This window comes from Rhodococcus sp. PD04 (assembly GCF_035918275.1).
Lineage (GTDB): Bacteria > Actinomycetota > Actinomycetes > Mycobacteriales > Mycobacteriaceae > Rhodococcus > Rhodococcus rhodochrous.
This window is the reverse complement of record NZ_CP142143.1, coordinates 3,158,676-3,184,059: the sequence shown is the minus strand read 5'-3', so window position 1 is coordinate 3,184,059 and position 25,384 is coordinate 3,158,676. Positions and strand designations below refer to the sequence as shown.

Below are 25,384 nucleotides of genomic sequence, written 5' to 3'. Positions count from 1 at the left end.
GTAGTACCGTGGGACCGCTACGGCTCTCCGTGTGAGCAGCCACACCATCCACATCCGCGGAAAGGCTCAGCCACGTGACCATCGCCGTGACCGGCTCCATCGCCACCGACCACCTCATGCGCTTCCCGGGCCGGTTCGCCGAGCAGCTGCTCGCCGACCAGCTCGCGCACATCTCCCTGAGCTTCCTCGTCGACGACCTCGTCGTCCGGCGCGGTGGAGTGGGCGGCAACATCGCCTTCGCGATGGGTGTCCTGGGCGGAACGCCGGTGCTCGTCGGCTCCGTCGGTGCCGACTTCACCGAGTACCGCACCTGGCTCGAGGACCACGGGGTGGACTGCTCGTCGGTGCGGATCTCGCAGACCGCCCACACCGCCCGCTTCGTGTGCACCACCGACCTGGACATGGCGCAGATCGCGTCGTTCTACCCCGGTGCGATGTCCGAGGCCCGCGAGATCTCGATCGCCGACGTGGTGAGCAAGCACGGCGTCGACCTCGTGCTCGTCGGCGCCAACGACCCCGACGCGATGATCCGGCACACCGAGGAGTGCCGCCGGCTCGGCGTCCCGTTCGTCGCCGATCCGTCCCAGCAGCTCGCTCGCCTGGACGGGCAGCAGACCGAGCAGCTCATCGACGGTGCCGAGTACCTGTTCACCAACGAGTACGAGTGGGGCCTGCTGCTGCAGAAGACCGGTCTCACCGAGGACGAGGTGCAGGCGAAGGTCGGCATGCGCATCACCACCCTCGGCGGCGACGGCGCGAAGATCGTCGACCGCGACGGCAACCGGGTGCAGGTCGGTGTGGTGCCCGAACGCGCCAAGGTCGACCCCACCGGTGTGGGCGATGCCTTCCGCGCAGGCTTCCTGCTCGGCCACCGCTCCGGTCTGAACATCGAACGGGCCGCGCAGCTGGGCTCGCTGGTCGCGGTGCACGTCCTCGAGACCACCGGCACGCAGGAGTGGAGCTTCGACCGCACCGACGCCCTCAAGCGTCTCGCCGACGCCTACGGCACCGGCGCCGCCGACGAGATCGGCGCGGTTCTCGGCGCCTGATCCCGCCCCCGGAACGACGAACGGCCGCGAGCACCCCGGAAGGGGAGCTCGCGGCCGTGTCTCGTCGTGACCGTCAGATCTCGACCGGGTAGGCCGGCTCCTGGATCTGCGGCACGATGCGCTTCTCCACGAAGATGCCGTGCCAGACCATGAAGCACAGCACCGTCCACAGACGACGGCTGTGATCGATCGGGCCGGTCCGGTGCTCGTCGAGCATCCTCGCCACCGCGGCCTTGTCGAGCAGGTGATCGGTCTGCGACTCGGCGATCACCTCGTGCGCCCAGTCGAACAGCTCCGTGCCGGCCAGCCAGTGCCGCAGCGGCACCGGGAAGCCCAGCTTCGCGCGGTGCAGCACGTGCGGCGGGACGATGCCCTCCAGTGCCTGCCGCAGCGCATACTTCGTCGTCTGTTTCGTGATCTTCTGGTCCAGCGGAACCTGCGACGCCACCCGGAAGACCTCGGAGTCCAGGAACGGCACGCGCAGCTCGAGCGAATTGGCCATCGTCATCTTGTCGGCCTTGACGAGGATGTCGCCGCGCAGCCACGTGAACAGGTCGAGATGCTGCATCCGTGCCACCGGATCCCAGCCGGCAGACTGCGCGTAGATCGGGGCGGTGACGTCCTGGTGCGTCCATTCCGGACGGAAGTCGCGCAGCACCGAGCGCAGCTGCGCGTCGTTGAAGCTGCGGGCGTTGCCGTAGTAGCGCTCCTCGAGCGTCATCGAGCCACGGTGCAGCAGGCTCTTGCCTCGGGTGCCCTCGGGGATGCGCTCCGACAGCTTCCCGGCGGCCCGGCGCAGCGCCGGCGGCAGGAACTCGAACGGACGCAGCGACAGCGGCTCGCGGTAGATCGTGTACCCGCCGAACAGCTCGTCGGCGCCCTCACCGGACAGCACGACCTTGACGTGCTTGCGGGCCTCCCGGGCGATGAACCACAGCGGCACGAGCGCCGGGTCGGCCACCGGGTCGTCGAGGTACCAGATGATTTCCGGGATCGCCGCGGCGAACTCGCTGGGGGAGACCACCCGCACCACGTGCCGGGCACCGATCGCGGCCGCCGACTCCGCGGCGACGTCGACCTCGGAGTAGCCCTCCCGCTCGAAACCCGCGGTGAAGGTGATGAGCTTCGGGTTGTGGCGCATCGCCAGCGCGGCGATGGCCGTGGAGTCGATGCCACCCGAGAGGAACGACCCGACGGTCACGTCGGCGCGCATGTGCTTGGCCACCGAGTCCTCGAGGGCCTCGGCGATCTCGCGGTAGCGGTCCTGTTCGCGTCCCGCCGCGAACGGCCGGACCGGGAAGGTGGGGTGGAAGTAGCGGGTGATCTCGGGCTCGGCGCCGGGCGTGATACGCGCGTAGCAGCCCGACTCGAGGCGGCGGATCCGCCGGTGCAGCGTCTCGGGCTCGGGAACGTACTGCAGCACCGTGTAGTGCTCGATCGCACGAGGATCGAGCTCGGTGTCGATGCCGATCACGTCGGCGAGCTCGAGCAGGCTCTTCTTCTCGCTGCCGAAAGCCGTACCGCCGGTGCCGGTCGCGAGGAACAGCGGCTTGATGCCGAACGGGTCGCGCGCGACGAACAGCTCGCGGGTGTGCGTGTCCCAGATCGCGAAGGCGAACATGCCCCGCAGGCGCTGGACCGCGCGCACTCCCCAGTGGTGGTAGGCCGCGACGATCGCTTCGCTGTCGCCCTCGGTCGCGAAGGAGGCACCGAAGGTCTCGGTGAGCTCCTTGCGCAGTTCGAGATAGTTGTAGATCTCACCGTTGAAGGTCAGCGCGTAGCGGTCGGGCTGCTCCGGCGGGCCCCAGCGCAGCGGCTGGTGCGAGTGCGCGATGTCGATGATCGACAACCGGTTGAATCCGAAGACGAGGTCGGCGTCGTGCCAGGTGCCGTGCTCGTCGGGGCCGCGATGGCGCAGGCAGTGCATCGCGGAGCCCACCTTCGCGACGGCGTCGTCGCTGGTGCCGTCAGTGGTCAGAAACCCGAGCAATCCGCACACGCGTGGGTTACCTCATTCCGGTCGGGGGTGTCGCGAAGAACCCCGGTGGGTGCCCAGCGCGGGACACCGCACCGCGCATGACACCGGGAACTACCACTCGGGGTCCGGCGTTGGTTCTACCGAAGTATGCCGCAGACGGTCGACACCGGGCAGCCGCGCCCGGACGCCACCGACGATCACTCGCCCGTCAGGAGAAAACCGACGTCACGAGCCGGGTCTTCCGGTCGAAACGCCCAGTCCGACACTTTCTTCGTGCCCCGGCGATGGATAGCGCCCGGGTTTGGTCTACGCTGCGTAGTAATTGGGCCGGCCCTCCGGGTGTGCCCTAGTGGAATTGCGGCGATCAGGAAGGCGTGAACGTGGCGCAAGGTCGGATCCTTCGGCGGTTCGGGCTCGCAGCATCACTCGGCATTGCAGCCTTGGTGCTGACCGGGTGCTCGAGCGAAGAAATCCTTCGTTTCGGCTGGCCGGAGGGCATCACTCCTCAGGCCGAGCGTATGCGTGAACTGTGGACGTGGTCGGTTGTCGCCGCCCTCGTCATGGGAATTCTCGTGTGGGGACTCACCTTCTGGGTGATCATCGCCTACCGGCGTCGGAAGGACGATCCGGAGTTCCCGCGTCAGACGGCGTACAACGTGCCGCTCGAGCTGGCTTACACCGCGGCGCCGTTCGTCGCCGTGTGTGTCCTCTTCTACTTCACGGTCGTGGTCCAGAACTACGTCCTGGACAAGGAGGACAACCCGAACGTCGTCGTCGACGTGACGGCGTTCCAGTGGAACTGGAAGTTCGGTTACCGGACCATCGATCTGCAGGACGGCACCGCGCGGTACGAGGGCACCGACGAGGTCGCCCAGGACGCGGTCGCACTGCAGCCGTACGAGCCGGGCACCGAGGGTGAGCACGGTGGTGGAGAGGGCGGCGAGCACGAGGCTCCGGGCCCCATCCACGGCAAGCCGGCGGAGGACCTGTCCTACCTCCACTACGACAAGATCGAGACGATCGGCACCAGCGAAGAGATTCCGGTGCTCGTGCTTCCCACCGGCAAGCGCATCGAGTTCCACCTCGCGTCGTCCGATGTGATCCACGCTTTCTGGGTGCCGGAGTTCCTGTTCAAGCGCGACGTGAACCCGAACCCGCGTGAGAACAACTCCGATCCGGTCTTCCAGATCTCCGAGATCGAGCGTGAGGGCGCGTTCGTCGGCCGCTGCGCCGAGATGTGCGGCACCTACCACGCGATGATGAACTTCGAGGTCCGCGCGGTCAGCCCGGAGGACTTCGCCCAGTACATCGAGCTCCGCAAGCCGGTCGAGGACGGCGGCGAAGGCCTGTCGAACGCTCGTGCGCTCGAAGCCATCGGCCAGAGCCCGATCGCGACCTCGACGACTCCGTTCAAGACCGACCGCACGGACCGGTCGGCGACCGTCGCCGCAGGCGAGTGACGGCCACCCCCTCCGACAAGGACAAGTGCTGATATGAAGATCGAAGCCAAGCTCTTCGAGGTCGTGACGGTGTTCTTCGTGCTCGTCGCCATCGTGTACGGCGTGTTCACCGGGCTCTCGGACAAGGGCATCGAATGGGCCGGCCTCACGGCCATCGTCCTCTCCGCCGGTCTGACCCTGATCGTCGGAACGTACTTCCGCTTCGTCGCGCGTCGTCTCGACACCCGTCCCGAGGACTACGAGGACGCCGAGATCAGCGACGGTGCGGGCGACCTCGGTTTCTTCAGTGCGGGTAGCTACTGGCCGATCCTGCTCGCCGGTGCGGCCGCTTTCGCCGCCATCGCGCTGGCCTTCTACCAGCCCTGGATGATCGTCCTCGCGGTCGCACTCATCATCGCCGCCGCAGCCGGCCTGGTGTTCGAGTACCACATCGGACCCGAGAAGCACTGAGCCGACACTCTCGACGCACACGGGCGCCGCACCTTCGGGTGCGGCGCCCGTGTCGTTTCCGGCGTCGTTCGTCACGGAGCCTTGCGGGAGGTGAGGACAACCCTCGCGGTCGCTGCGACCGTGCGATCCGGGTCGTCGGTCAGAGCCTCGAGAGCGTCGTGGGCGGCCGATCCGGGGATCTCCGCGAGTGCCTGCGTGAGACGCAGCCGGACACCGGCATCGTCCGAGCCGCCCAGTGCGTGCCGCAGCGACCGCACGATCTCGGCGGACGACAGCGGCCGATCCGCGAGCACACCCAGCACCTCGGCCGCCTCGACGTCCGACTGTCCCTCCACGATCATCTCCACCAGCACGGGCACGGCCGCGTTCACACCTCGCGCCCCGAGCGTCAGAGCCGCCGTGGAGCGCGCCCTGGGATCGTCATCGTCGAGGGCCTCCTCCAGGAGCGTCGTCGATTCGGGCACACGGAGTTCCGCGAGTGTCGCGATCGCCCGTCGCCGAACCGGCACGTCGTCGGAGCGCAGACCCTCCGAGAGAGCCGGCAGCGCAGCGTCGATCGCATCCGCCCGGGCGAGCGACCAGCGCAGCGCGCCCGCGACGAACGGGTCCTCCTCCGACAGCGCGGCCCGGACCAAAGCGGCGACCGGAAGCGTCGTCTCCGCGTCCTGGGACAGGATCGCCTGCTGGCGGCGTGACCCGGAATCGGATTCGAACGCCCGCAGCAACGCTACGAGGCGCAGGACGTCGTCCCAACCGGTGGGGGAGAGCGAGTCGACACCCTCGAGACGGGCGAGGAGCTCGGTCTCGGCGGCGATCCGTTCCCGCGTGTGCGCGATCAGCTCCTGCACCAGTTCCGCCGGAGCGAAATCCGGTTCCCCCAGCGCTCGTCCGACCTCGTTCAGCGACAGGCCGAGACTCCGGAGACTCTCCACGTGGAAGAGCCTCCGGAGGTCGTCCTCGGTGTACTCGCGGTAACCACCCGAGGTGCGGCCCGTCGGCGTTACCAGCCCCAGGCGGTCGTAGTGCCGCAGCATGCGGGTGCTGACACCGGAGCGCCGTGAGACCTCACCGATCAGCACCGGCTCACTCCCGGATCCAGTCCGCGCCGAGTGCGGCGACGTGTTTCGCCGACTCCACGGAGAGGACGAACGCGCTGTCGGGGTCGACGCGGATCCGTTCGGTGGCCTCCGCGTGGGCGCGGACGCGCGGGTCGGAGCTGTTCATCGCCGCGTGCAGGACCGGCACTGCGGCCTCGTCGAGCGCCGCGAGAGCGCGACCGAGGCTCAGTTGCAGGTCGTGGTCGCCGCGGCCCAGTTCGGCGCCGAGAGCGGCAGCGAGGCCGCTTTCCGAGCCCGGTGGCACGAGAGCGACCGCCGCGCGCCACGCGCTGCGTGCCACCTCGTCGTGCTCGTCGTGGAGCATCGCCGAGACCTCCGGCCACGCGATCGGATCGCCGATCTTCGACAACGTGTGCAATGCCTGGCTGCGCGCCTGCATGACGTCCGAACCGAGCTCGGCGAGCAGGCGGGGCACGGTCACCTCGGCCGGCAGGCGGCACAGCGCCCAGGTCAGCATGTCGAGGACGAAGAAGTCCGGCTCCACCGCGCAACGGTCGACGAGAGCCGTCACCGCGGCGGGATCGGCTGCGGTGCCCGATTCGAGTGCGGCACGCAGACGCACGGAGGCGTCGGCGGCGGACAGGGCCTCGACGAGGCGGGTCGACCGGGACTCGATGTTACGGGCGGACAGGTCGTGATGTGTGCGCATGGAAGGCACCTCCTTCACGACCCATTCGAGCGCTTGTCACAGTGTCAAGGTCAAGACGTACGCCCCGGACGATATCCGGTGGGGGAGGGGAGATCCCCCGAACGACGAACGGGGCCCCGGACCGTGATGGTCCGGGGCCCCGTTACGAGCCGCTGATGCGGATCAGTGCTGCGACTTGTCGGGCAGCTGTGCTGCGCCGTCTCCGTTGCCGTGGACGCGCTCCTGGTACTCGCGGAGCGTGTTCCGCAGCTCGAGCTCGGCCTCGTGGTGAGCGGCCTCGAGAGCGGCGGCCTCGTCGGCCGGGTCCGGGCTCCACCAGCTGCCGGAGCCGGGCTTGCCGGCGGTGCCGAGCTTGTTCATCCGCTTCGGGACAGCAGCGCCCTGGTACTCCAGCGGAATCGGGTGGCCGTGCTCGTCCACCGGGCCGAGCGGCTGGTGGATCTCGATGTACTCGCCGGTCGGCAGGCGACGGACGATGCCCGTCTCGATGCCGTGCTCGAGCACCTGGCGGTCGCTGCGCTGCAGACCCAGGCAGAACCGGTACGCGATGTAGTAGGCGAGCGGCGGGAGCAGGACGAGACCGATGCGGCCCATCCAGGTCGTCGCGTTGATCGAGATGTCGAACTTGTACGCGATGATGTCGTTGACACACATGATCGTGGCGACGGCGTAGAACGCCAGGGCCATGAACCCGATACCGGTGCGGACCGGCACGTCGCGCGGACGCTGGAGCAGGTTGTGGTGTGCGTCGTCCTTCGTGAACTTCTTCTCGATCCACGGGTAGACCGTGAGCACGACGAACACCAGGCCCATGATCAGCGCGATCCAGAACGGCTGCGGGATCGTGTACCGGCCGAACAGGTACAGCTCCCAGGCGGGCCAGATACGGGCCATGCCGTCCGTCCACATCATGTAGATGTCGGGCTGCGAGCCGGCGGACACCTGCGACGGGTTGTACGGGCCGATGTTCCAGACCGGGTTGATCTGCAGCAGGCCGGACATCAGGGCGAGTACCGCGAAGGTCATCGCGAAGAACGCACCCGACTTGACGGCGAAGACCGGGAGGATACGAACGCCGACGACGTTCTGCTCCGTGCGGCCGGGGCCGGGGAACTGCGTGTGCTTCTGGTACCAGACCAGCGCGAGGTGCGCGGCGATCAGGGCCAGGATGATGCCCGGGACGAGCAGCACGTGCAGCACGTAGAAGCGCGGGATGATCAGCTCACCCGGGAAGTCGCCACCGAAGATCGCCCAGTGCATCCACGAACCGATGATCGGGATCGAGAGCGTGATGCCCGAGAACGCGGCGCGGAGGCCGGTGCCCGAGAGCAGGTCGTCGGGGAGCGAGTAACCGAAGAAGCCTTCGAACATCGCCAGGATGAGCAGCAGCGAGCCGATCACCCAGTTGGCCTCACGCGGACGCCGGAACGCACCGGTGAAGAACACGCGCAGCAGGTGGACGACGATCGACGCGGCGAACATCAGTGCTGCCCAGTGGTGGATCTGTCGCACGAACAGACCACCGCGGACCTCGAAGGAGAGGTTCAGGGTCGTCTCGTAGGCGCGGGACATGCCCACACCGCGCAGCGGAGTGTAGACGCCGTCGTAGATGACGTGCGCCATCGACGGGTCGAAGAACAGGGTGAGGAAGACACCCGAGATCAACAGGATGACGAAGCTGTAGAGCGCGATCTCACCCAGGAGGAAGGACCAGTGGGTGGGGAACACCTTGTTGATCTGGCGGCGGATGCCCGCGGACAGGTGGTAGCGAGAATCGAGATTCTCGCCGATCTGTGCGGCGCGGGACGGGGTTGCAGTACTCACGGGCGACGCTCCCAGAATGCCGGGCCGAGTGCCTCGATGAAGTCACCGTTGGCGACCAGGAAGCCCTCTTCGTTCACTGTAATCGGAAGCTGCGGCAGTGCGCGAGCAGCGGGACCGAAAATCGGCTTGCCGTACTCCAGCGCATCGAACTGCGACTGGTGGCACGGGCACAGGATGCGGTGCGTCTGCTGCTCGTAGAGCGAGGTCGGGCAGCCGAGGTGCGTGCAGATCTTCGAGTACGCGAAGTAGTCGCCGTAGTTGAAGCTCTCCTGGCCCTTGCGCTTGACGACACGCTCGGTGTCCTCGGTGCGCAGGCGGATGAGCATGACGGCGTTGCGGATGCCGCGCAGGCTCTGCAGCAGAGCGTGGTCGTCACCGCGATCGGACTCGCGGAACGGGAACACCGTCTCCATACCGCCGGCGTCGAGGTCCTCCGGGCGCACCAGGACGATGTCCTGGGGGCGGCCGGTGTCGCGACGCAGGTAGATGGTCTCGCCGGGGTAGCGCGGGGTCCAGCCCGACACCCACAGCGACGACTGGTCACCCTCGGCCCACGGGTTCTTGATCAGGCCGCCGAGCGGCATGATCAGACCGAGGCCGAGCGCGCCACCACCGAAGATCGCGGTGCGCTTGATCAGCTTGCGACGCGGCAGGGTGGACGTCTCGAGCGAGTCGGAGAGCTCGGCGACGATCGTCTTGCGATCGACCTCGGGCGAGCCGCCGTCGTGCCGATCCTGGATCGACACCTCCTCCGGGATGAACTTCTTGGTGAACTGCACCGCGCCCACGCCGATGCCGAGGATGGCCAGACCCAGGGTCAGGCCGAGCATCGGGGTGTAGAGGCTGTACCAGCCGTAGTTCTCGTCGCCGATGCCCTGGTACTCCCACGGCCAGAACAGGTAGATCGCGATGAACGCGACACCCGCGATGCCCGCGAGGGCGAACCAGAAGGCGACGTTGCGCTCGGCCCGCTTCTCGGCACGGGTGCCTTCGACGGGCCAGCGGTCCTTGCGGAACGCGACGTCGACGCCGTCGAGGTTCGTGCCGAGCGTGACGAGGTCGTCCCGGCTCATCCGGTCGAGATCTTCGACCGTGTGCTTGTTCGGCGTTTCGCCGCCACTCATGACCTTGCTCCGATCCACAGTGCAGCGCCGACGACGGCGACCATGCCGACGACCCACATGGTCGGCCCTTCGGCACCGGGGCCGAAGCCGCCGAGCCCGTAGCCACCCGGGTCTCTCGTCTCACTGGCGGACTTGATGTACGCGATGATGTCCTGCTTCTCCTCGACCGTCAGCTGACGATCGGAGAACTTCGGCATGTTCTGGGGGCCGGTGAGCATCGCGGTGTAGATCTGCTGCTCGTTGGCCGGATCCAGGTTCGGTGCGAACTTGCCGGACGAGAGCGCGCCGCCGCGTCCGGTGAAGTTGTGGCACGACGCGCAGTTCTGGCGGAAGAGCTCCGAACCGCGTCCGATGTCGTTGCCGCGCAGCGACGACTGGGCGATCTCGCCGTTCTCGTCGCGGATGACCGTCGGGCCTCCACCGTTGGCCTGGATGTACGCGCCGAGGGCGTCGACCTGCGCACCGTCGAACTTCGGGTCCTTGCGGAGGGCCTGGGCCTCGTTGCGCATCATCGGCATGCGGCCCGAGGAGACCTGGAAGTAGACGGCGGCCTCGCCGACACCGATCAGGCTGGGACCGCGGTCCTGGACACCCTGGAGGTTGACACCGTGACAGGTCACGCAGGAGGTCTCGTAGAGCTGTTGACCCTCGCGGATCAGAGCGCTCTGGTCGTCCTGCGCTGTAGCCACCTGCGGGGCAGGTGTCAGCGCGGAGGCGATGAAGCCTGCGCTGAGGAGACCGAGCGCGAGGACCAACGCTCCGGTGACGCGCCGGCGCATCTTGCGCTGGCGGCGGGACTTCGCAGCATCGGCTGCAGAGGATCGACCGGGCATGTCACCCTCGGAGGCGAGAGGTGGGGATGAACTCATCTGTATCCCTTTTTTTATGTCGGGACGGACTGGACGTCAGGGGGCTGCCTGGGCGTTCAGCTGGCTAACGGATGAAATAAATCGTGGCAAACAGCGCGATCCAAACGATGTCGACGAAGTGCCAGTAATACGAAACGACGATGGCTGCAGTGGCCTGCGCAGGCGTGAACTTGCTGACCTTCGTGCGGAACAGCAGGAACACGAATGCGATGAGGCCGCCGATGACGTGCAGGCCGTGGAAACCGGTGGTCATGTAGAACACCGAGCCGTACACGCTGCCGGGGATGGTCGTGCCGTCCTTCACCAGGGTGATGTACTCGTAGCCCTGGCCGAGCACGAAGAAGGTGCCCATGGCGAGGGTGACGATGTACCACCGTCGCAGGCCGAAGACGTCGCCGCGCTCGGCGGCGAAGACGCCCAGCTGGCAGGTGAAGGAAGAAGCGATCAGCACCATGGTGATCGGTACCGCCAACCACAGGTTCAAGTGGGTGGGCGGGGGCGGCCACATGCCCTCCGGGGCCTGTGCCCGTGCCACGAAGTACATGGCGAAGAGCCCTGCGAAAAACATGAGCTCACTGGACAACCACACGATGGTGCCGACGCTGACCAGGTTGGGCCGGTTCAACGAGTGCACGCGCTGTGTGATTGCAGATCCTGAAGTCCCTACTGCGCTCGTCACGCTGGCTAGTATGACCCGTCGTAGTACGTCTTGGGCAATCGGGGCCGAAATCGGCGCGTCCGTGCAGGTCCCGGACCTGTATTTCTCCAGGTGGGCACTCGGTGGCGGGTGCTCGGAGGGGTGCCACACGGGACATTTCGGAGGGTCGCGGAGGTCACGTGCGATCGTGGTGACATGAGTACCGGAAAGGGTCTTCGGGGGTGGCTGCGGTCGCTGGTCGGCCGGCGCAGCGAACCGCTCGACGCGAACCGGGCCGACCTGGTCGTGGTCGTCTCGTCCTTCGACGACGCGGAGGCGTGTTCGACGGCGCTCGAGCGTGCCGCCGAGGCGACACCTGCGTGGCAGGCCGAGGACGAGGCGGTTCTGCGGCACCACCTCGCCCTGCCCGCCGACAGGGTGGACCGGGCGGCGGAGTTGGCCGGGCAGGACGGCTACGTCGTGGCCGGGACCGGCGACGGGAACGTCCCACCCGCGGCCGTCGATGGCGTTTCGGTGATCCTGCAGCGCGTGCAGGTCCTCGATGCACTGCACTGTGCGCAGGAGAAGTCGCGCATGGCCTCACTCGCTCAGCGGCTCGGTGGAACGGCCCTGGGATGGGACGCTCTGCAACCGCAGGATTCCGCTGGCTAAGCTGACCGGTCGGAGGGCACGCCGGTGCCCGGTGAGGAGCGAGATGCGGCGAGGGCAGGTGCGATGAACGCGACGCGAGACGCGGACGAGGTGACGCAGAACTGGCCCTCCGTCCTGGGAGTGCTCACCGCCGGGCAGGACCTGTCCGCCGCCGAGGCGCGATGGGCGATGAGCGAAATCTTCTCCGACAACGCCACCCCCGCCCAGATCGCGGCCTTCGGTGTCGCTCTGAAGATGAAGGGCGAGACACCCGAGGAGGTGCGGGCACTCGCCGACACGATGCTCGACTACGCCCGGCTGGTCCCGGTCGACGGTGACGTGGTCGACGTCGTGGGCACCGGTGGCGACCGGGCGAACACCGTCAACATCTCGACGATGGCCTCGCTGGTCGTCGCCGCGGCGGGTATCCGCGTGGTCAAGCACGGCAACCGCGCCGCCTCGTCCAAGAGCGGCGGCGCCGACGTGCTCGAAGCGCTGGGAGTGCACATCGACCTCGGACCCGACGAGGTGGCCCGCTCGGTCGCCGAGGCCGGGATCGGATTCTGCTTCGCGCCGGTCTACCACCCGGCCCTGCGCTTCGCGGCCGCACCGCGCAAGCAGATCGGCATCCCCACGGTCTTCAACGTTCTCGGTCCGCTCACCAATCCGGCCCGTCCGAGCGCCGGCCTGATCGGATGCGCCTTCGAACCGCTCGTCCCGACCGTCGCCGGTGTGCTCGCGCAGCGCGGCAATTCGGCGCTCGTCGTCCGCGGCGACGACGGTCTCGACGAACTGACCACCTCCACGACCTCGCGCGTGCACGTCGTCCACGGCGGCGAGGTCCGGGTCGTGACGCTCGATCCGCGCGATCTGGGTATCGAACGGGTTCCGCTCGCGGCGCTCCGCGGAGGCGACGCCACAGAGAATGCGGCGATCGCGCGGGCGGTGCTGGCGGGGGAGACAGGGCCGGTGCGCGATGCCGTGCTCCTCAACGCCGCCGGGGCGATCGCAGCCTTCCGGGGCGTCGACGGCGTTCTCGAGGACGCCCTCACGGCCGGACTCGAGACGGCGGCAGAGGCGATCGACAGCGGCCGGGCCACGGCCGTCCTGGAACAGTGGGCCGAGGTCACCACGCGGCTGGGCGCCGGTTCCGGACAGAAGTGACCGGAGAAGAGTAAGGACACACGAACGACGGGCCCGCACTGCATCGGTGCGGGCCCGTCGGTCGTCGGTGGTGCTGCGGGGTGTCAGTTCCCGATCGAGAAACCGGCCTCGACGTCGGCGCTCGAGTACGACTGGAACGCGATGTGGGTGACGGTCTTCCTCACGCCGTCGATCTTGTTGATGCCCCGGGTGACGACGTCCGCGATCTTCTCGTGGTCGCGGACCCGGACCACGGCCACGAGGTCGACGTCGCCCGCGCAGGAGTACACCGTGTCGACACCGTCGAGGTCGGCCACCGCTTGCGCGGTCTCGGGGATACGGTTCGCCTCGGCATCGATCAGGACGATCGCGTTGATCATGGGGTCTCCTTCAACCTTCCTCGGGGATTGCATCAGCCTAAGCGGTGCGGCTCGTCGGCGGAGAGGAGCCTGCGGACCGCGCGGGCGTCGCGGGCGAGCTCGGCCCACGCGCTCCACCGGCCGGCACCCCGCGTCGGTTCGCACCAGCCCTCGCTCGCCCGGACGATGCGGATGCCCTCGCCGTCGAGCCATCGTGCGACCAGACCGATCTCCTCCGGGGACGCGCCCCGGAGCGGGCCGGGTGACGGCCGCACCGTCTCGGCCGCGGCGACGATCGCCTCGACGACGGGCATCGGGCGCACACCGCGCGGCGCCACCCCTGCGGACGCGAGACGACCGGCGCGCACGACCGCGAACTCCCATCCGCCCTCGGCCCGCGGTCGCGCGGCGACGAGTTCGTCGACGGCCGCCAGTGCCGCGAGGCGTTGCGTGCGCCGCAGCGCGACGAGGGCGGCGGCGAGGCGGTCGCGCAGACGGGCGGCGTTCTCGAACAGCTGGTCGCGCACGAGGGCGTCGAGGCGCTCCTGCGCCGTTTCGACGGCATCGTCGGCGGTCCCGCGGACGACCGCGCGCGCACGCTCGACCTGGGCCGCGTAGGCGGAGGCGTCCTGGACCCCGAAGGAGGCTGCGGCGCAACCCCCGACGGCGACGGGCGGGCAGCGGTCGCCGTGGCGGGCCGTACGGCCGATCCTGCGCGTGCACGTGCGCAGACCGCACATCTCCGCGAGCAGTGCCGCGACATCCGCGGCGTCGGCGCGCACCGAGAACGGGCCGACCGAGTCGGGTCCGGGGGTGCGGCTCACGGCGAAGCGCGGGAACGCCTCGTCGGTGAGGATGATCCACCAACCGCGCATCGGATACTTCGACCGGCGGTTGTAGGGAGGGGTGTGGGCCGCGATCAATCGGAGTTCGCGGACGCCGGCCTCGAGCCCGTGGGCGCATTCGACGTGATCGATGCGTGTGGTGAGCGCGACCATCTCGCGCAACCGCGGTCGCGTCTCGGAGCCCGTGAAATAAGTACGGACACGCCGGTGCAGGTCGACCGCCGTGCCGACGTACAGCACTTCGTCGGACGGGCCGCGGAACATGTAGACGCCCGGTTTGCGCGGCAGATGCGCGGCGAGTGCGCGTTTGGCCCTCTGCTCGGCGGTGACCACCGGCATGTAGTCGCGCAGCTCGGTGAGGCTGTGGACGCCCTGGTTGCCGACCCGTTCGATGAGGGCGTGCAGGACGTCCACGGTGGCGCGTGCGTCGTCCAGGGCGCGGTGGGTGGGCACGGTGGAGACCCGGAACAGTTCGGCCAGCGCGGACAGCTTCACCGACGGCGCTTCGTCGCGTCCGAGGACGCGGCGGGCCAGTTTGACGGTGCACAGCACCTGGAAGCGGGGCCACGCGAGTTCGCACTGCGCCGTGGCCGCCTTGAGGAAGCCGACGTCGAATCCGGCGTTGTGTGCGACGAGCACCGCTCCGGACGCGAATTCCAGGAAGGCGGGCAGCACCTCCTCGATCTTGGGAGCCGCATAGACCATCGCGGTGGTGATGCCGGTGAGCTGCACGATGTACGGGGGGATGGGTCGCCCCGGATCGACGAGGGTCGCGAACTCGCCGAGCACCTCGCCCCCGCGGATCTTCACCGCGCCGATCTCTGTGATGGCGTCCTCGGCTGCCTTCCCGCCCGTCGTCTCGAGGTCGACGACGACGAAGGTGGTCTCGCGCAGGGGAGTGTCGAGCTCGTCGAAACCGAGTTGCACGCCGAGGGCGGATGGTTGCGGCGAGGTCATGCGGCAGAGCCTAGGAAGCGTCACCGACACGCCGCCGAGCGGGCTTCGGAGCGGGGTTCGGAGCACGGGGGAGACGAGGATCACACTGCGTTCTTTTCGGCTCGATGAGGGGTATGCGGAGGCCGGAAAACAGACCGATCGGCCTCCGAGAACGACAATCCGGCGAATCGGGCGCATCGCCTCCTCGACGGTCGGTGAGTCAGGGCGCCCTGACCTGGTTCTTCCGGAAAGGACTCGGGTGAAACGGGCGCCGGGCCTCCTTCGGGCGGAGGTGCGTCGAACAGTGGCCGTTACCGCGCCGTTATCGGACCGTTGCCCCGCGGCGGCATTCCCCCAGGAGCGGGCCGAAACGGTCGGGCTGCACGGCGAGGCGGTCGACTTCACCGATGCCGTTTCGTAATCTTTTCGAGACCGAGCGGAGAGTTTTCCGCCCCACCCCCGGGTCGGAGCCGCACGGTTACCGCCTAATCGCTTCTCTCGTCTGTGGGAGCAGTGAGCCGGGGACCCACACGTAGTACTCGGGGTGAATCCCCTCCGCCGCTCGCGGGGAGGGGTAGGGCTGATCTTCCGGCCCGAACCCGTCAGCTAACTCGGTCGGCGGGTGAACGGAAGAAACGGAGAACGTCCCCTCGTGGTTTCGAACAACAGCAAGCGCACCGTCCGGCGCGCACTCGTCGCCGGTGCCATTGCTCTCGGAGCAGTCACCGTCTCGGCCGGCCCGGCGATGGCCGAGCCGATCAACATTCCCGGTGTCGGAACGTTCGACCTCCCGGCCGGTGTGACCGTGCCGCCGGAGATCGCCAACATCGTTCCGCCGGCCCCCGAGGCGGCCCCCGCGCCTCAGGCCGGTTCCTTCACCGCCCCCTTCAGCTCGGTCGGCCAGCGCGCTGCCGACGCCGCACAGTCGAAGATCGGTGCCCCCTACGTCTACGGCGCTGCCGGCCCGAGCTCCTTCGACTGCTCGGGTCTCGTGCAGTGGGCCTACAAGCAGGCCGGTCTGAGCGTCCCGCGCACCAGCTACGAGCAGGCCTCCGCCGGTGCCCCGGTGGACGTCGCGGCTCTGCAGCCCGGTGACGTCGTGTCGTTCTACGGCGGCAGCCACACCGGCATCTACATCGGCGGCGGCAACATCGTGCACGCCTCCACCTCGAGCCAGCCGGTCAAGATCGCACCGCTGAACTCGATGCCCGTCGACGGCGCCCGTCGCTTCTGATCGGTCGGCGCCCGTCGCTTCCGATCGGGCTGAGCACCCCCGCTCCAGCGCCGACGCACTGCCCGAGGAGGGTGGGTCCGGTACGTACCGGACCCACCCTCCTCGTGTGTCTGCATGTCCCTGCCGATGCGCGAACTGCTTGCACAAACGGCCGCTGCGTGGGAGGGCTACTCGCAGGTAGACACAAACCTATGCAATTCCGTAACCTGATCGAGACCTTTGGGAAAGGATGCGAGCCCACGTGGTTTCCGACAGGACGAAGCACCTCGTACGAGTGCAGGACAGGCGACGGACCGGCCGTCCGGCGCTCGTCGTAGCCCTCGTGATGATGGTCCTCGGTTTCACCCTGGCGCCGGCGACGGCGCAACCCGCAGGGGAGAGCCCGGCAGCACGCCTCGAGCACCTCGCGGATCTGTCGCGTCGCAGCGAACAGGCCACCGAGGCGTTGCACGCCGCCGGGGCGGATCTCGAAGCGAAGGTCGCTGCGCAGCACGAGGCCGAGGTGCGTGCCGGCCAGGCCGACGACGCGCTCGGCGCCGCTCGCGCCGAGATCGCCCGCTTCAAGCCCACCGTCGACAAGCTCGCGCGGGCCAACTACCGCGGTGCGCGCACCAACCGGCTGTTCGCCGTCATGGTGAGCGACTCGCCCCAGCAGATGCTCGACCAGATGGTCCTGCTCGACGTCCTGGGCGAGCAGACCTCGCGTGAGGTCGAGGGCTTCCGGGCGGCCACCGCCGCTGCGGCCGAGGCGGCCGTCGCCGCGCAGCATGCCGCCGACGAGGCGCGTGCCGCCGCCGAGCAGGCCCAGACCCTCCGCGACGAACTCCAGCGGCGACAGGCCGAACTCGAGGAGCAGATCGAAGGGGTCCTGAACGCCTTCGAGGCGCTGAGCGACGCGGAGAAGGCCGAACTCGCCGGCACTCCCTTCCCTCCGGGCCTCGACGCCGAGAAGATCCTGCAGCACCTCGTCCCCGGCAGCAACGGCGCCGCGCTCCGCGCCGCCCTGTCGCGGATCGGCTCGCCGTACGTGTGGGGCGCGACCGGCCCCGACCAGTTCGACTGCTCGGGACTGATGGTGTGGGCGTACAACCAGGTCGGCAAGTCGCTGCCCCGGTCGAGTCAGGCCCAGGCGCAGGGCGGCATCCCCGTCTCCCGCGACAATCTGCAGCCCGGCGACCTCGTGATCTTCTACGACGACGCCTCCCACGTCGGCATGTACGTCGGCGACGGCAACATGGTGCACGCGTCGACCTTCGGTGTGCCGGTGAAGGTGCAGTCGATCGATCGCTTCCCGTTCCACAGCGCCCGGAGGTACTGATCGGGTAGAGGCGGGATCGCCGCCGGTGGGCGAGGGGCGTACGGGACCCCCTCGGACACCGACCTAGACTGACGCGGTGCCCGCGCGATCGCCCTTCACCGCCGGTACCCGCAAGTGGGAACGTCTCGGCCTGGCCGGACTCGTGGTCGCGCTGGTCACAGCAGGACTGCTGCTGGCCGTCGACCCGGTGGACACCGACGACGCCGACAGCCGGGTACGGGCCGAACTGCAGGTCGTGCTCGACGACTGGGCGCACGCCGTCCGGACCGGCGACGACGGATCGCTCGCGGAGCTGATCGACGACGCGTCCCCGGAACTCCTCGACGCCGAACGCGAGCGGATCGCGGCGATCTCCGTCGTTCCCCTCGCCGATCTCGGCTACGAACTCGCCTCCGAACCCGCGCTGCCCCTGCCGCCCGAGACGATCACCCGGTTCGCGGCCGACGAGGTACGGGCGCACCGTGTCCACCTCCGGTACGCCGTGGACGGAATCGACGACGTGCCCACCCGACGACCGGTGACCGTGCTCTTCGTCCACCGGCCGCAGGGCTGGCGGATCGCCGACGACGCGCCCGATCTCGCCGGGGCGCAGACCGTCACCTGGCGAGGACCCTGGGACCACGGCAGTCTCCACCTCGCGACCGCGCAGACCGAGGGTGGTCGCTCGCTCGTGATCGGACACCCGGACAACGCCGCCTTCGTCGACGACCTGGCCGGCGACCTGCCGTCGGTGGTCGAGGCCGTCGACGACCTGTGGGGCGATTCCTGGCCGCGACGCGCACTGGTGGTCGTGACGTCCTCACGCGAGGAGTTCTCGCACCTCGTCGGGCCACGACACGACGGCGACGACATCGCGGCCGTCGCGGTCTCCGACGATGTCGACCACGAGCGCGGGATCGCCACCGGGCAGCGCATCGTCTTCAACCCGGCCGCGAGCGACCGGCTGGACGACACCTCCCGCCGGATCGTGCTCGCGCACGAGACGGTGCACGTCGCCGCACGCGCCGGCACCGTGGACGGCTCACCGATGTGGGTCCTCGAGGGCTTCGCCGACTACGTCGGCCACCGCACGGCCGCAGAGGGCCTCGACACCGGGCCGGTCGACGTGCAGCGGATCGCGCCGACGCTGGCCCGGCAGGTGCGGACGTCGGGTGCCCCGACGTCGCTGCCCGCCGACGGCGACTTCACCGGCGACCGGTCGGCGCTCGCCTACGAGAGCTCCTGGTCGATCGCCGCGTACACCGCGGACGAATTCGGACACGACACGCTCGTCTCTCTCTACCGTGCCCTCGCCGCGGGTCCCGTCACCGACGAGCGGCTCGACGACGTGCTCAGCGACCTGCTCGGCGTCGACACCGCCGAGTTCGTGGACGGCTGGGGCCGCTGGCTCGGAGAGCGCATCCGCGACATCCGCTGACCGGCACGGTCCGGACCCGGAGCCCGGGACCCGTCGACGCCTTCCCGTCGCGCTGCTTCTACGGTGGTCCCATGTCGCGGACCCTGCTGGTGACGAACGATTTCCCGCCCCGACCCGGGGGCATCCAGTCCTATCTGCACGCCTTCGCGAACCAGCTGCCGTCCGACGACCTGGTCGTCTACGCGCCGCGGTGGCGCGGCGACAGCCATGTGAAGTTCGACGCGCGGGTCCCCTTCGAGGTCGTCCGTCATCCCACGACGCTGATGCTGCCGACGCCCGACGTCGCGCGACGGGCCACGCGGTTGCTCACCGAACACGACTGCGACACCGTCTGGTTCGGGGCGGCCGCGCCGCTCGCGCTGCTGGCGCCCGTGCTGCGCCGCGCCGGCGCCCATCGCATCGTCGCCAGCACGCACGGGCACGAGGTGGGATGGTCGATGCTGCCCGCCGCCCGGCAGGCGCTGCGGCAGATCGGCGAGCACACCGACACCGTCACCTACGTCAGTCGCTACACGAGGGGGCGGTTCGCCTCAGCTTTCGGCCCCGAGGCAGGTCTCGAACACCTGCCGTCCGGGGTGGACACCGACGTCTTCCGGCCCGATCCGGCCGCGCGCGCCGAACTGCGGGCACGCTACGGCCTCGGCGACCGTCCCACCGTGCTGTGCCTGTCGCGCCTGGTGCCGCGCAAGGGGCAGGACGTGCTCATCCGCGCGCTGCCCGCGATCCGGAAGCGGATCGACGGTGCCGTCCTCGTGATCGTGGGCGGCGGACCGTACGAGTCGCGCCTGCGGGAGCTCGCCCGCCGCACGGAGGTCGAGGAGCACGTCGTGTTCACCGGCACCGTGCCGTCGGCCGAGCTCGCCGCGCACCACACCGTTGCCGACGTGTTCGCGATGCCGTGCCGGACCCGCGGCGGCGGTCTCGACGTCGAGGGCCTGGGCATCGTGTACCTCGAGGCGTCCGCGACCGGGGTGCCCGTCGTGGCGGGCCGGTCGGGCGGGGCCCCGGAGACGGTGCGCGACGGGCGCACCGGTTACGTCGTCGACGGTACCTCCGTCACGGCCGTGGCGACCGCGGTGTCCGGTGTCCTGGCCGATCCCGATCGGGCCGCCGCGATGGGTGCGGCCGGGCGCGAATGGGTCTCCACCGATTGGAGATGGGACGTCCTGGGCGCCAGATTGCGTGGTTATCTCGATGCCTCGGCGCCCCCGAACGAGACCGTGGCGCCGTCGGCGGGGTGACCGGACGGGCCGCCGGAGCGATATGTGAAGCTGTCCTGCGTGAGCAGCATTCAGGTGGCGGACCAGACCTTCGTAGCGGCGCCCCCGGAGCGCATCGCCGAGGAGGTCGCGGCCCTCGATCGGTGGCGTGCATGGTGGCCCGATCTCGTACTGACCGTGCGGGAGGACCGAGGCGAGAAGGGCATCCGGTGGACCGTGTCGGGTCCGCTCGAAGGGACGATGGAGGCGTGGATCGAGCCGGTCCTCGACGGCGCGGTGATCCACTACTTCCTGCACTGCGAACCGGCGGGTGTCGCGCCCGAGCGCGTCGCGGGTCTCGACCTCGCGGAAATGAACCGCACACGCCGGGTCCAGGGGAAGGTGATGACCTTCGAGGTCAAGCAGCGTCTCGAGGCCGGTCGTCCGGCCGGTGAGCCGCCGCGCCACTGACCGGCGAGCGGTCGCGGCACCGGTCGGCGACCCGCCGCGATACCGGAACCACCGCACGACCGGCGTCCCGATACCGTTGTTCCCACGTGTGTGATAGACCCTCGGGGCGGGACTGATCGGTGCACACCCGAGGGACCGAGAAAGGGAGCCGTCACCACATGGCCGAGAAGACGAAGAGGTCGATCACCATCGACGCGCCGGCCGAGCGTGTCATGGAGGTCATCGCAGATTTCGATGCCTATCCGACGTGGGTGTCGGCGGCGAAGACCGTGGAGGTCGTGGAGCATCGTCCCGACGGCCGGGCCGAACGCGTTCGCTTCGTCCTCGACGCCGGCATCGTCAAGGACACCTACGTCCTGCGGTACAAGTGGGCGTCCGACAACCGTGCCGTGAGCTGGGAGCTCGAGAGCGGCGAGATTCAGAAGGCGCAGTCGGGCTCGTACGTGCTGACCGAGACGCCCGACGGCACCACGGTCGTCGACTACCAGCTCACCGTGGACCTCACGATCCCGATGATCGGGCTGTTCAAGCGCAAGGCGGAGAAGGTCATCACCGACACCGCGCTGAAGGAACTCAAGAAGCAGGTGGAGGGCTGAACGTCCGCCACGCCCCGGCCCGTGTGCGATGGTTCGTCGGCAAGGGCGGCGCCGGGAAGACGACCCTGGCCGCGGCCGAGGCGCTCGCGACCGCCCGTGCGGGCGAGCCCGTGCTCGTCGTGTCCATCGACCGGGCGCACTCCCTCGGCGACGTGCTCGACGTGCCCCCGGCCACGAACCGGGACGCCGGCGCGACGGACATCCGGAGTGTCGAGGAGAACCTCCACATGGTGGAGATCGACTCGTTGCAGCTGCTCCGCACGCGCTATGCGGTTCTCGCCTCGATGGCGGCGCTCGCCGGGACCCACGAGCACGCCGATCGGTTCGACCTGCCCGAGCCCGACGAACTGACCGGACTTCCCGGCGTCGAGGAACTGCTGGTGCTCGCCGAGGTCGCGCGCCTCGCGGACAGCGGACGGTGGGCTCTCGTCGTCGTCGATGCCCCGGCCTCCGGCGACGCCCTGCGTACCCTCACCGCGCCGCGTACGGTCGCCGACTCCCTCGAACGGATCTGGCCCCAGCACAGCCGGGTGGCGGCGGCCACCGGTCCCGACCCCCGCACGGGTGTCTTCGTCGCGCTGTTCGATCGGCTGTTGTCGGGGATCACCGCGGTACGCGACCTGCTCGACGATCGCGGACGCAGTGCCGCAGTGATCGTGGCGACGCCCGACCGCGCCGGTCGTGCCGAACTCGCACGGGTGCGGTCGTGGCTCGCCCTGTCCGGCCTCCGTGTCGACGCGGTCGTCGTCAACGGCGTCGCCCCCGCGGTGGGTGGTTCGGGTGCGGCCGCGCAGCTGCTCGCCGACCAGCGGGCCGCGCAGGAGGCGATCGTCGCCGAGATCGGGGCCGTCGTCGCCGACGTCCCCGTGATCGTGTGCGAGCGCCGTGCCGCGGAGCCGGTAGGGTTGGCAGCTCTGGAGGAGCTCGCCACGGCGCTCCGCCGCGACACATCCGTTCCCTCGTCGGAGACCGACGAGCCGGTCCGGGTGCAGCACGAATCGGGAACGGGGGTGGAGTCGGTGTACGCGATGCGCATGTACCTGCCGCTCGCCGACCCCGCATCGCTGACACTCGGACGGATGGGCGACGACCTCGTCGTCGGCGCCGACGGCATGCGCCGCCGGGTGCGACTCGCGTCGGGTCTGCGCCGGTGCACCGTCTCCGATGCCGAGTTCGACGGAACCGATCTGGTGGTGCGGTTCGTACCGGATCCGGCGGTGTGGCCGCTGTGAGGGACGATCACGAAGCCCTGATCTCGGAGTTGTTGCTGCTCGCCGACGCCGTGCTCGACCGCGTCGAAGGCACGGTGCAGCAGTTCGTCGTCGCGACCGGCGATGCGCCGGCTCATACGGATCCCGAGGCCGCGACCGGTTCGACGGCGCCGGGTGACGCCGATGCCGCGACCACCCCGAGCGGATGCGCGTGGTGCCCGCTCTGCGCCGCCGCAGCCCTGGTTCGCGGCGAGAACCACGAACTGGTCAGCAGGCTGGCGTCGAAACTGGCGGCGTTGATCGCGCTGCTGAGGGAGTTCCTCGCGCAGTTCCTGCCCTCGACCGGTGGCGCCCCGCCCGAGCCGACACCCGATCCGCCGACGCGGGATCGCCCGGCCTTCGAGCGGATCTCCGTCGACGTCCGCACGTGAACACGCAGGGCCCCGGGCTCACCGTCGGGATCGACATCGGGGGCACGAGCATCCGGGCGGCGGCCGTCGACCGTGACGGCGACGTCGTCGACAGTGTGCGCACGCAGACGCCGTCCTCCGCGGTCGCCCTCGAGAACGCGCTCCACCGTCTCGTCGAGCATCTGCGCGAACGCAACGACATCGCGGCGGTCGGGCTGGGGGTCGCGGGTTTCCTCACCGAGGACCGCACCACCGTGCGGTTCGCGCCGCATCTGCCCTGGCGCGACACACCGCTCGCCGAGATACTCACCGAACGCTTCGGACTGCCGGTCGTCCTCGAACACGACGCCAACGCAGCCGCCTGGGCCGAGTACCGCTTCGGCGCCGCCGCGGGCAGCACCATCGCGGTGATGGTCGCGCTCGGAACGGGCATCGGCGCCGCCCTGCTGCTCGACGGCCGGATCTATCGCGGTGCCTACGGTGTGGCGCCCGAACTCGGTCACCTGCAGGTCGTGCCCGACGGGCGGCCCTGCCCGTGCGGTAAGCAGGGATGCTGGGAAAGATATTGCAGCGGAACAGGTCTCGTGGACACGACCGTCGAGATGCTCGCGGCCGATCCCGGACGGTCCGTTCTCGCGGGCGAGATCGCCTCGGATCCCGGATCGCTCACCGGCCGGCGGATCGCCGGGGCCGCCCACGACGGCGATCCCGTCGCGCTCGCCGCCTTCGACGATTTCGCCCGTCGGCTCGGGCTCGGCCTGGCGCTCGTCGCCGACGTCTACGACCCCGAGCTCGTCGTCATCGGGGGAGGGGTCTCCGGTTCCGCGCCGCTGTTCCTCGACGCTGCGCGCGAGCACTATGCGGCCGTGACCACCGGCGCCGGCCACCGCCCGCTCGCGCGCGTCCGGGTCGCGCAGCTCGGCGACGCCGCCGGTCTCATCGGCGCCGCCGATCTCGCCCGATCCGCCGTCGAAACCTCTCGACCGCCGCTGTAGGTGAGATTATCGTCACGTCGACGTCGAAAGGGTGGGGTCGGGCACTGACGCGATGTGCGTGTGGCAGCCGCATCGTCGTAGAGTCGACCGGCGGGCGGTGCTGCACCGATCCGTGTGGGGGATGATCGGATTCGGGAAGGATGCCATGTGGTACTGGCTGTTCAAGTACGTCCTCCTGGGACCGCTGCTGTGGCTCATAGGACGTCCGAAGTTCGAAGGCGGCGAGAACATTCCGGCGCACGGACCGGCGATTCTGGCCAGTAACCACCGGGCCGTCCTCGACTCGTTCTACCTTCCCCTCCTGGTGCGCCGGCGCATCACCTTCCTCGCCAAGAGCGAGTACTTCACCGGCACCGGCCTCAAGGGTGCCTTCCAGCGCTGGTTCTTCTCCTCGGTCGGGCAGGTCCCCATCGATCGCACCGGCGCCGACGCCGCGCAGGACGCGCTCAACGCCGGGGTGCGGGTTCTCGGTCAGGGCAAGCTGCTCGGCATCTACCCCGAGGGCACCCGCTCACCCGACGGACGTCTCTACAAGGGCAAGACCGGCCTGGCGCGACTGGCGCTGGAGACCGGTGTGCCCGTGATCCCCGTCGCCATGATCGGCACCGACCGGATGAACCCGATCGGGTCGAAGATGTGGCGACCGGCGAAGATCACCGTCCGGATCGGTGAGCCCATCGACTTCTCCCGGTTCGAGGGCATGGGTGGCAACCGGTTCGTCGAGCGCACCGTCACCGACGAGGTCATGTACTCGCTCATGCAGTTGTCGGGTCAGGAGTACGTCGACATCTACGCCGCCTCCCTCAAGAACAAGGGCTCGGCGAACGAGTCGGGCACGGCCGGGGACACGGGCGCGTCGACGAACGGCAGTGCCGCGACCCCGCCGCAGGACGGTTCCGTCGCGGACCGCGTCCCCGACACGCGTGCCGGGTGAGCCGGTGCGCTACTTCTACGACTGCGAGTTCATCGAGGACGGCCGCACGATCGAACTCGTCTCGATCGGTGTCGCCTGCGAGGACGGCCGCGAGTTCTACGCGGTGTCGACCGAGTTCGACCCGACCCGGGCCGGAGCCTGGGTGCGCCGCAACGTCCTCCCGAAGCTCCCGCCTCCGGCGCACCCGGCCTGGAAGTCGCGATCGAGGATCCGCGACGACCTGCTGAAGTTCCTCGTGCCCCGGCCGGGAATCCGGCCCGAACTGTGGGCCTGGATCGGGGCCTACGACCACGTCGTGCTCGTCCAGCTGTGGGGCACCATGCCCGAACTCCCGGACGTCCTGCCCCGCTTCACCCGCGAGCTCCGGCAGTACTGGGAGGACTCGGGCTCCCCGCCCCTGCCCCCCGCGCCGGACGACAACCACGACGCCCTCGCCGACGCTCGCCACAACCTCGCGAAGTTCGAAGCGATCGAGGCTGCTCGACGGTCGCGGTGACGCGGGTAACG

General features: G+C 69.3%; 25 protein-coding genes and 1 riboswitch. Of the genes, 16 read left to right on the top strand and 9 right to left on the bottom strand.

All coding sequences use genetic code 11. The annotated features are described in order from the left end of the window. Window positions 1-74 precede the first annotated feature (74 nt). Window positions 75-1,049 (top strand): carbohydrate kinase family protein, encoded by a 975-nt coding sequence (locus U9J23_RS14680; protein ID WP_059380908.1) that lies wholly within the window; start codon window positions 75-77, stop codon window positions 1,047-1,049. A gap of 73 nt (window positions 1,050-1,122) precedes the next feature. Here U9J23_RS14680 and asnB read toward each other — a convergent pair whose 3' ends face one another. Continuing rightward, on the bottom strand, window positions 1,123-3,048 hold the full coding sequence (gene asnB, locus U9J23_RS14675; protein WP_059380909.1) for an asparagine synthase (glutamine-hydrolyzing): 1,926 nt from the start codon (window positions 3,046-3,048) through the stop codon (window positions 1,123-1,125). Window positions 3,049-3,401: 353 nt separating this feature from the next. On the opposite strand from asnB, the gene ctaC reads away from it, so the two are divergent. Both ctaC and U9J23_RS14665 read left to right on the top strand, forming a co-directional pair. Further along, window positions 3,402-4,487 (top strand): aa3-type cytochrome oxidase subunit II, encoded by a 1,086-nt coding sequence (gene ctaC / locus U9J23_RS14670; RefSeq protein WP_272268581.1) that lies wholly within the window; start codon window positions 3,402-3,404, stop codon window positions 4,485-4,487. Between the two features lie 33 nt (window positions 4,488-4,520). Then, the gene (locus U9J23_RS14665; protein WP_006554396.1) at window positions 4,521-4,937 is read left to right on the top strand and encodes a cytochrome c oxidase subunit 4; all 417 of its coding nucleotides are present in this window, start codon (window positions 4,521-4,523) and stop codon (window positions 4,935-4,937) included. Between the two features lie 71 nt (window positions 4,938-5,008). On the opposite strand, the gene U9J23_RS14660 is transcribed toward U9J23_RS14665, so the two are convergent. The 6 genes from U9J23_RS14660 to ctaE form a co-directional block, all read right to left on the bottom strand. Further along, a complete protein-coding gene (locus tag U9J23_RS14660; protein WP_145708968.1) occupies window positions 5,009-6,016 on the bottom strand; it encodes a HEAT repeat domain-containing protein in 1,008 nt (335 codons plus the stop codon). Window positions 6,017-6,020: 4 nt separating this feature from the next. Continuing rightward, complete coding sequence (locus U9J23_RS14655; protein ID WP_145708969.1) at window positions 6,021-6,704, bottom strand: HEAT repeat domain-containing protein; 684 nt, start codon at window positions 6,702-6,704, stop codon at window positions 6,021-6,023. A gap of 162 nt (window positions 6,705-6,866) precedes the next feature. Then, window positions 6,867-8,528 carry a cytochrome bc1 complex cytochrome b subunit gene (qcrB, locus tag U9J23_RS14650; RefSeq protein ID WP_059380913.1) on the bottom strand — a complete coding sequence of 554 codons (1,662 nt, stop codon included), beginning with the start codon at window positions 8,526-8,528 and terminating at the stop codon, window positions 6,867-6,869. Continuing rightward, complete coding sequence (gene qcrA / locus U9J23_RS14645) at window positions 8,525-9,652, bottom strand: cytochrome bc1 complex Rieske iron-sulfur subunit (RefSeq protein WP_059380914.1); 1,128 nt, start codon at window positions 9,650-9,652, stop codon at window positions 8,525-8,527. Before qcrA ends, qcrB begins: the two co-directional genes overlap by 4 nt. Further along, window positions 9,649-10,485, bottom strand: coding sequence for a cytochrome bc1 complex diheme cytochrome c subunit (gene qcrC / locus U9J23_RS14640; protein ID WP_174479564.1), 837 nt, complete (start codon window positions 10,483-10,485; stop codon window positions 9,649-9,651). The genes qcrA and qcrC overlap by 4 nt, the downstream gene beginning before the upstream one ends. Window positions 10,486-10,585: 100 nt before the next feature. After that, window positions 10,586-11,200 (bottom strand): aa3-type cytochrome oxidase subunit III, encoded by a 615-nt coding sequence (ctaE, locus tag U9J23_RS14635; protein WP_059380916.1) that lies wholly within the window; start codon window positions 11,198-11,200, stop codon window positions 10,586-10,588. Between the two features lie 174 nt (window positions 11,201-11,374). Here ctaE and U9J23_RS14630 point away from each other — a divergent pair, with 174 nt between their 5' ends. Both U9J23_RS14630 and trpD read left to right on the top strand, forming a co-directional pair. Then, on the top strand, window positions 11,375-11,830 hold the full coding sequence (locus U9J23_RS14630; RefSeq protein WP_059380917.1) for a hypothetical protein: 456 nt from the start codon (window positions 11,375-11,377) through the stop codon (window positions 11,828-11,830). 63 nt (window positions 11,831-11,893) lie between these two features. After that, window positions 11,894-12,973 (top strand): anthranilate phosphoribosyltransferase, encoded by a 1,080-nt coding sequence (gene trpD, locus U9J23_RS14625; protein ID WP_085468399.1) that lies wholly within the window; start codon window positions 11,894-11,896, stop codon window positions 12,971-12,973. 83 nt (window positions 12,974-13,056) lie between these two features. Here trpD and U9J23_RS14620 read toward each other — a convergent pair whose 3' ends face one another. Both U9J23_RS14620 and U9J23_RS14615 read right to left on the bottom strand, forming a co-directional pair. Further along, the gene (locus U9J23_RS14620) at window positions 13,057-13,332 is read right to left on the bottom strand and encodes an Lrp/AsnC family transcriptional regulator (RefSeq protein WP_059380919.1); all 276 of its coding nucleotides are present in this window, start codon (window positions 13,330-13,332) and stop codon (window positions 13,057-13,059) included. 32 nt (window positions 13,333-13,364) lie between these two features. After that, the gene (locus U9J23_RS14615) at window positions 13,365-15,113 is read right to left on the bottom strand and encodes a DEDD exonuclease domain-containing protein (RefSeq protein ID WP_080968140.1); all 1,749 of its coding nucleotides are present in this window, start codon (window positions 15,111-15,113) and stop codon (window positions 13,365-13,367) included. Between the two features lie 451 nt (window positions 15,114-15,564). Further along, window positions 15,565-15,729: riboswitch (cyclic di-AMP (ydaO/yuaA leader) on the top strand. A gap of 15 nt (window positions 15,730-15,744) precedes the next feature. Between U9J23_RS14615 and U9J23_RS14610 the strand changes: the two genes are divergently transcribed. From U9J23_RS14610 to U9J23_RS14560, 11 genes are all read left to right on the top strand, one after another. Continuing rightward, entirely contained in the window at window positions 15,745-16,326 is a 582-nt protein-coding gene (locus U9J23_RS14610; RefSeq protein WP_059380920.1) for a C40 family peptidase, read from the top strand. Window positions 16,327-16,600: 274 nt separating this feature from the next. Further along, a complete protein-coding gene (locus U9J23_RS14605; RefSeq protein WP_006554173.1) occupies window positions 16,601-17,644 on the top strand; it encodes a C40 family peptidase in 1,044 nt (347 codons plus the stop codon). A 76-nt stretch (window positions 17,645-17,720) separates the two neighbouring features. Further along, window positions 17,721-19,061, top strand: coding sequence for a hypothetical protein (locus U9J23_RS14600; protein ID WP_326598582.1), 1,341 nt, complete (start codon window positions 17,721-17,723; stop codon window positions 19,059-19,061). Window positions 19,062-19,132: 71 nt separating this feature from the next. Next, complete coding sequence (locus U9J23_RS14595; RefSeq protein ID WP_059380922.1) at window positions 19,133-20,302, top strand: glycosyltransferase family 4 protein; 1,170 nt, start codon at window positions 19,133-19,135, stop codon at window positions 20,300-20,302. 39 nt (window positions 20,303-20,341) lie between these two features. Beyond that, window positions 20,342-20,731 (top strand): polyketide cyclase / dehydrase and lipid transport, encoded by a 390-nt coding sequence (locus U9J23_RS14590; protein ID WP_186455411.1) that lies wholly within the window; start codon window positions 20,342-20,344, stop codon window positions 20,729-20,731. Between the two features lie 158 nt (window positions 20,732-20,889). After that, window positions 20,890-21,327, top strand: coding sequence for an SRPBCC family protein (locus tag U9J23_RS14585; RefSeq protein ID WP_016693835.1), 438 nt, complete (start codon window positions 20,890-20,892; stop codon window positions 21,325-21,327). 23 nt (window positions 21,328-21,350) lie between these two features. Continuing rightward, on the top strand, window positions 21,351-22,559 hold the full coding sequence (locus U9J23_RS14580; protein WP_272268592.1) for an ArsA family ATPase: 1,209 nt from the start codon (window positions 21,351-21,353) through the stop codon (window positions 22,557-22,559). Next, on the top strand, window positions 22,547-22,969 hold the full coding sequence (locus U9J23_RS14575) for a hypothetical protein (protein ID WP_085468396.1): 423 nt from the start codon (window positions 22,547-22,549) through the stop codon (window positions 22,967-22,969). The genes U9J23_RS14580 and U9J23_RS14575 overlap by 13 nt, the downstream gene beginning before the upstream one ends. Further along, window positions 22,966-23,943, top strand: coding sequence for an ROK family glucokinase (locus tag U9J23_RS14570; RefSeq protein WP_059380927.1), 978 nt, complete (start codon window positions 22,966-22,968; stop codon window positions 23,941-23,943). Before U9J23_RS14575 ends, U9J23_RS14570 begins: the two co-directional genes overlap by 4 nt. A gap of 145 nt (window positions 23,944-24,088) precedes the next feature. Beyond that, window positions 24,089-24,877 (top strand): lysophospholipid acyltransferase family protein, encoded by a 789-nt coding sequence (locus U9J23_RS14565; protein WP_085468539.1) that lies wholly within the window; start codon window positions 24,089-24,091, stop codon window positions 24,875-24,877. Between the two features lie 4 nt (window positions 24,878-24,881). Beyond that, window positions 24,882-25,373 carry a polyadenylate-specific 3'-exoribonuclease AS gene (locus U9J23_RS14560; protein WP_026061497.1) on the top strand — a complete coding sequence of 164 codons (492 nt, stop codon included), beginning with the start codon at window positions 24,882-24,884 and terminating at the stop codon, window positions 25,371-25,373. Window positions 25,374-25,384 lie beyond the last annotated feature (11 nt).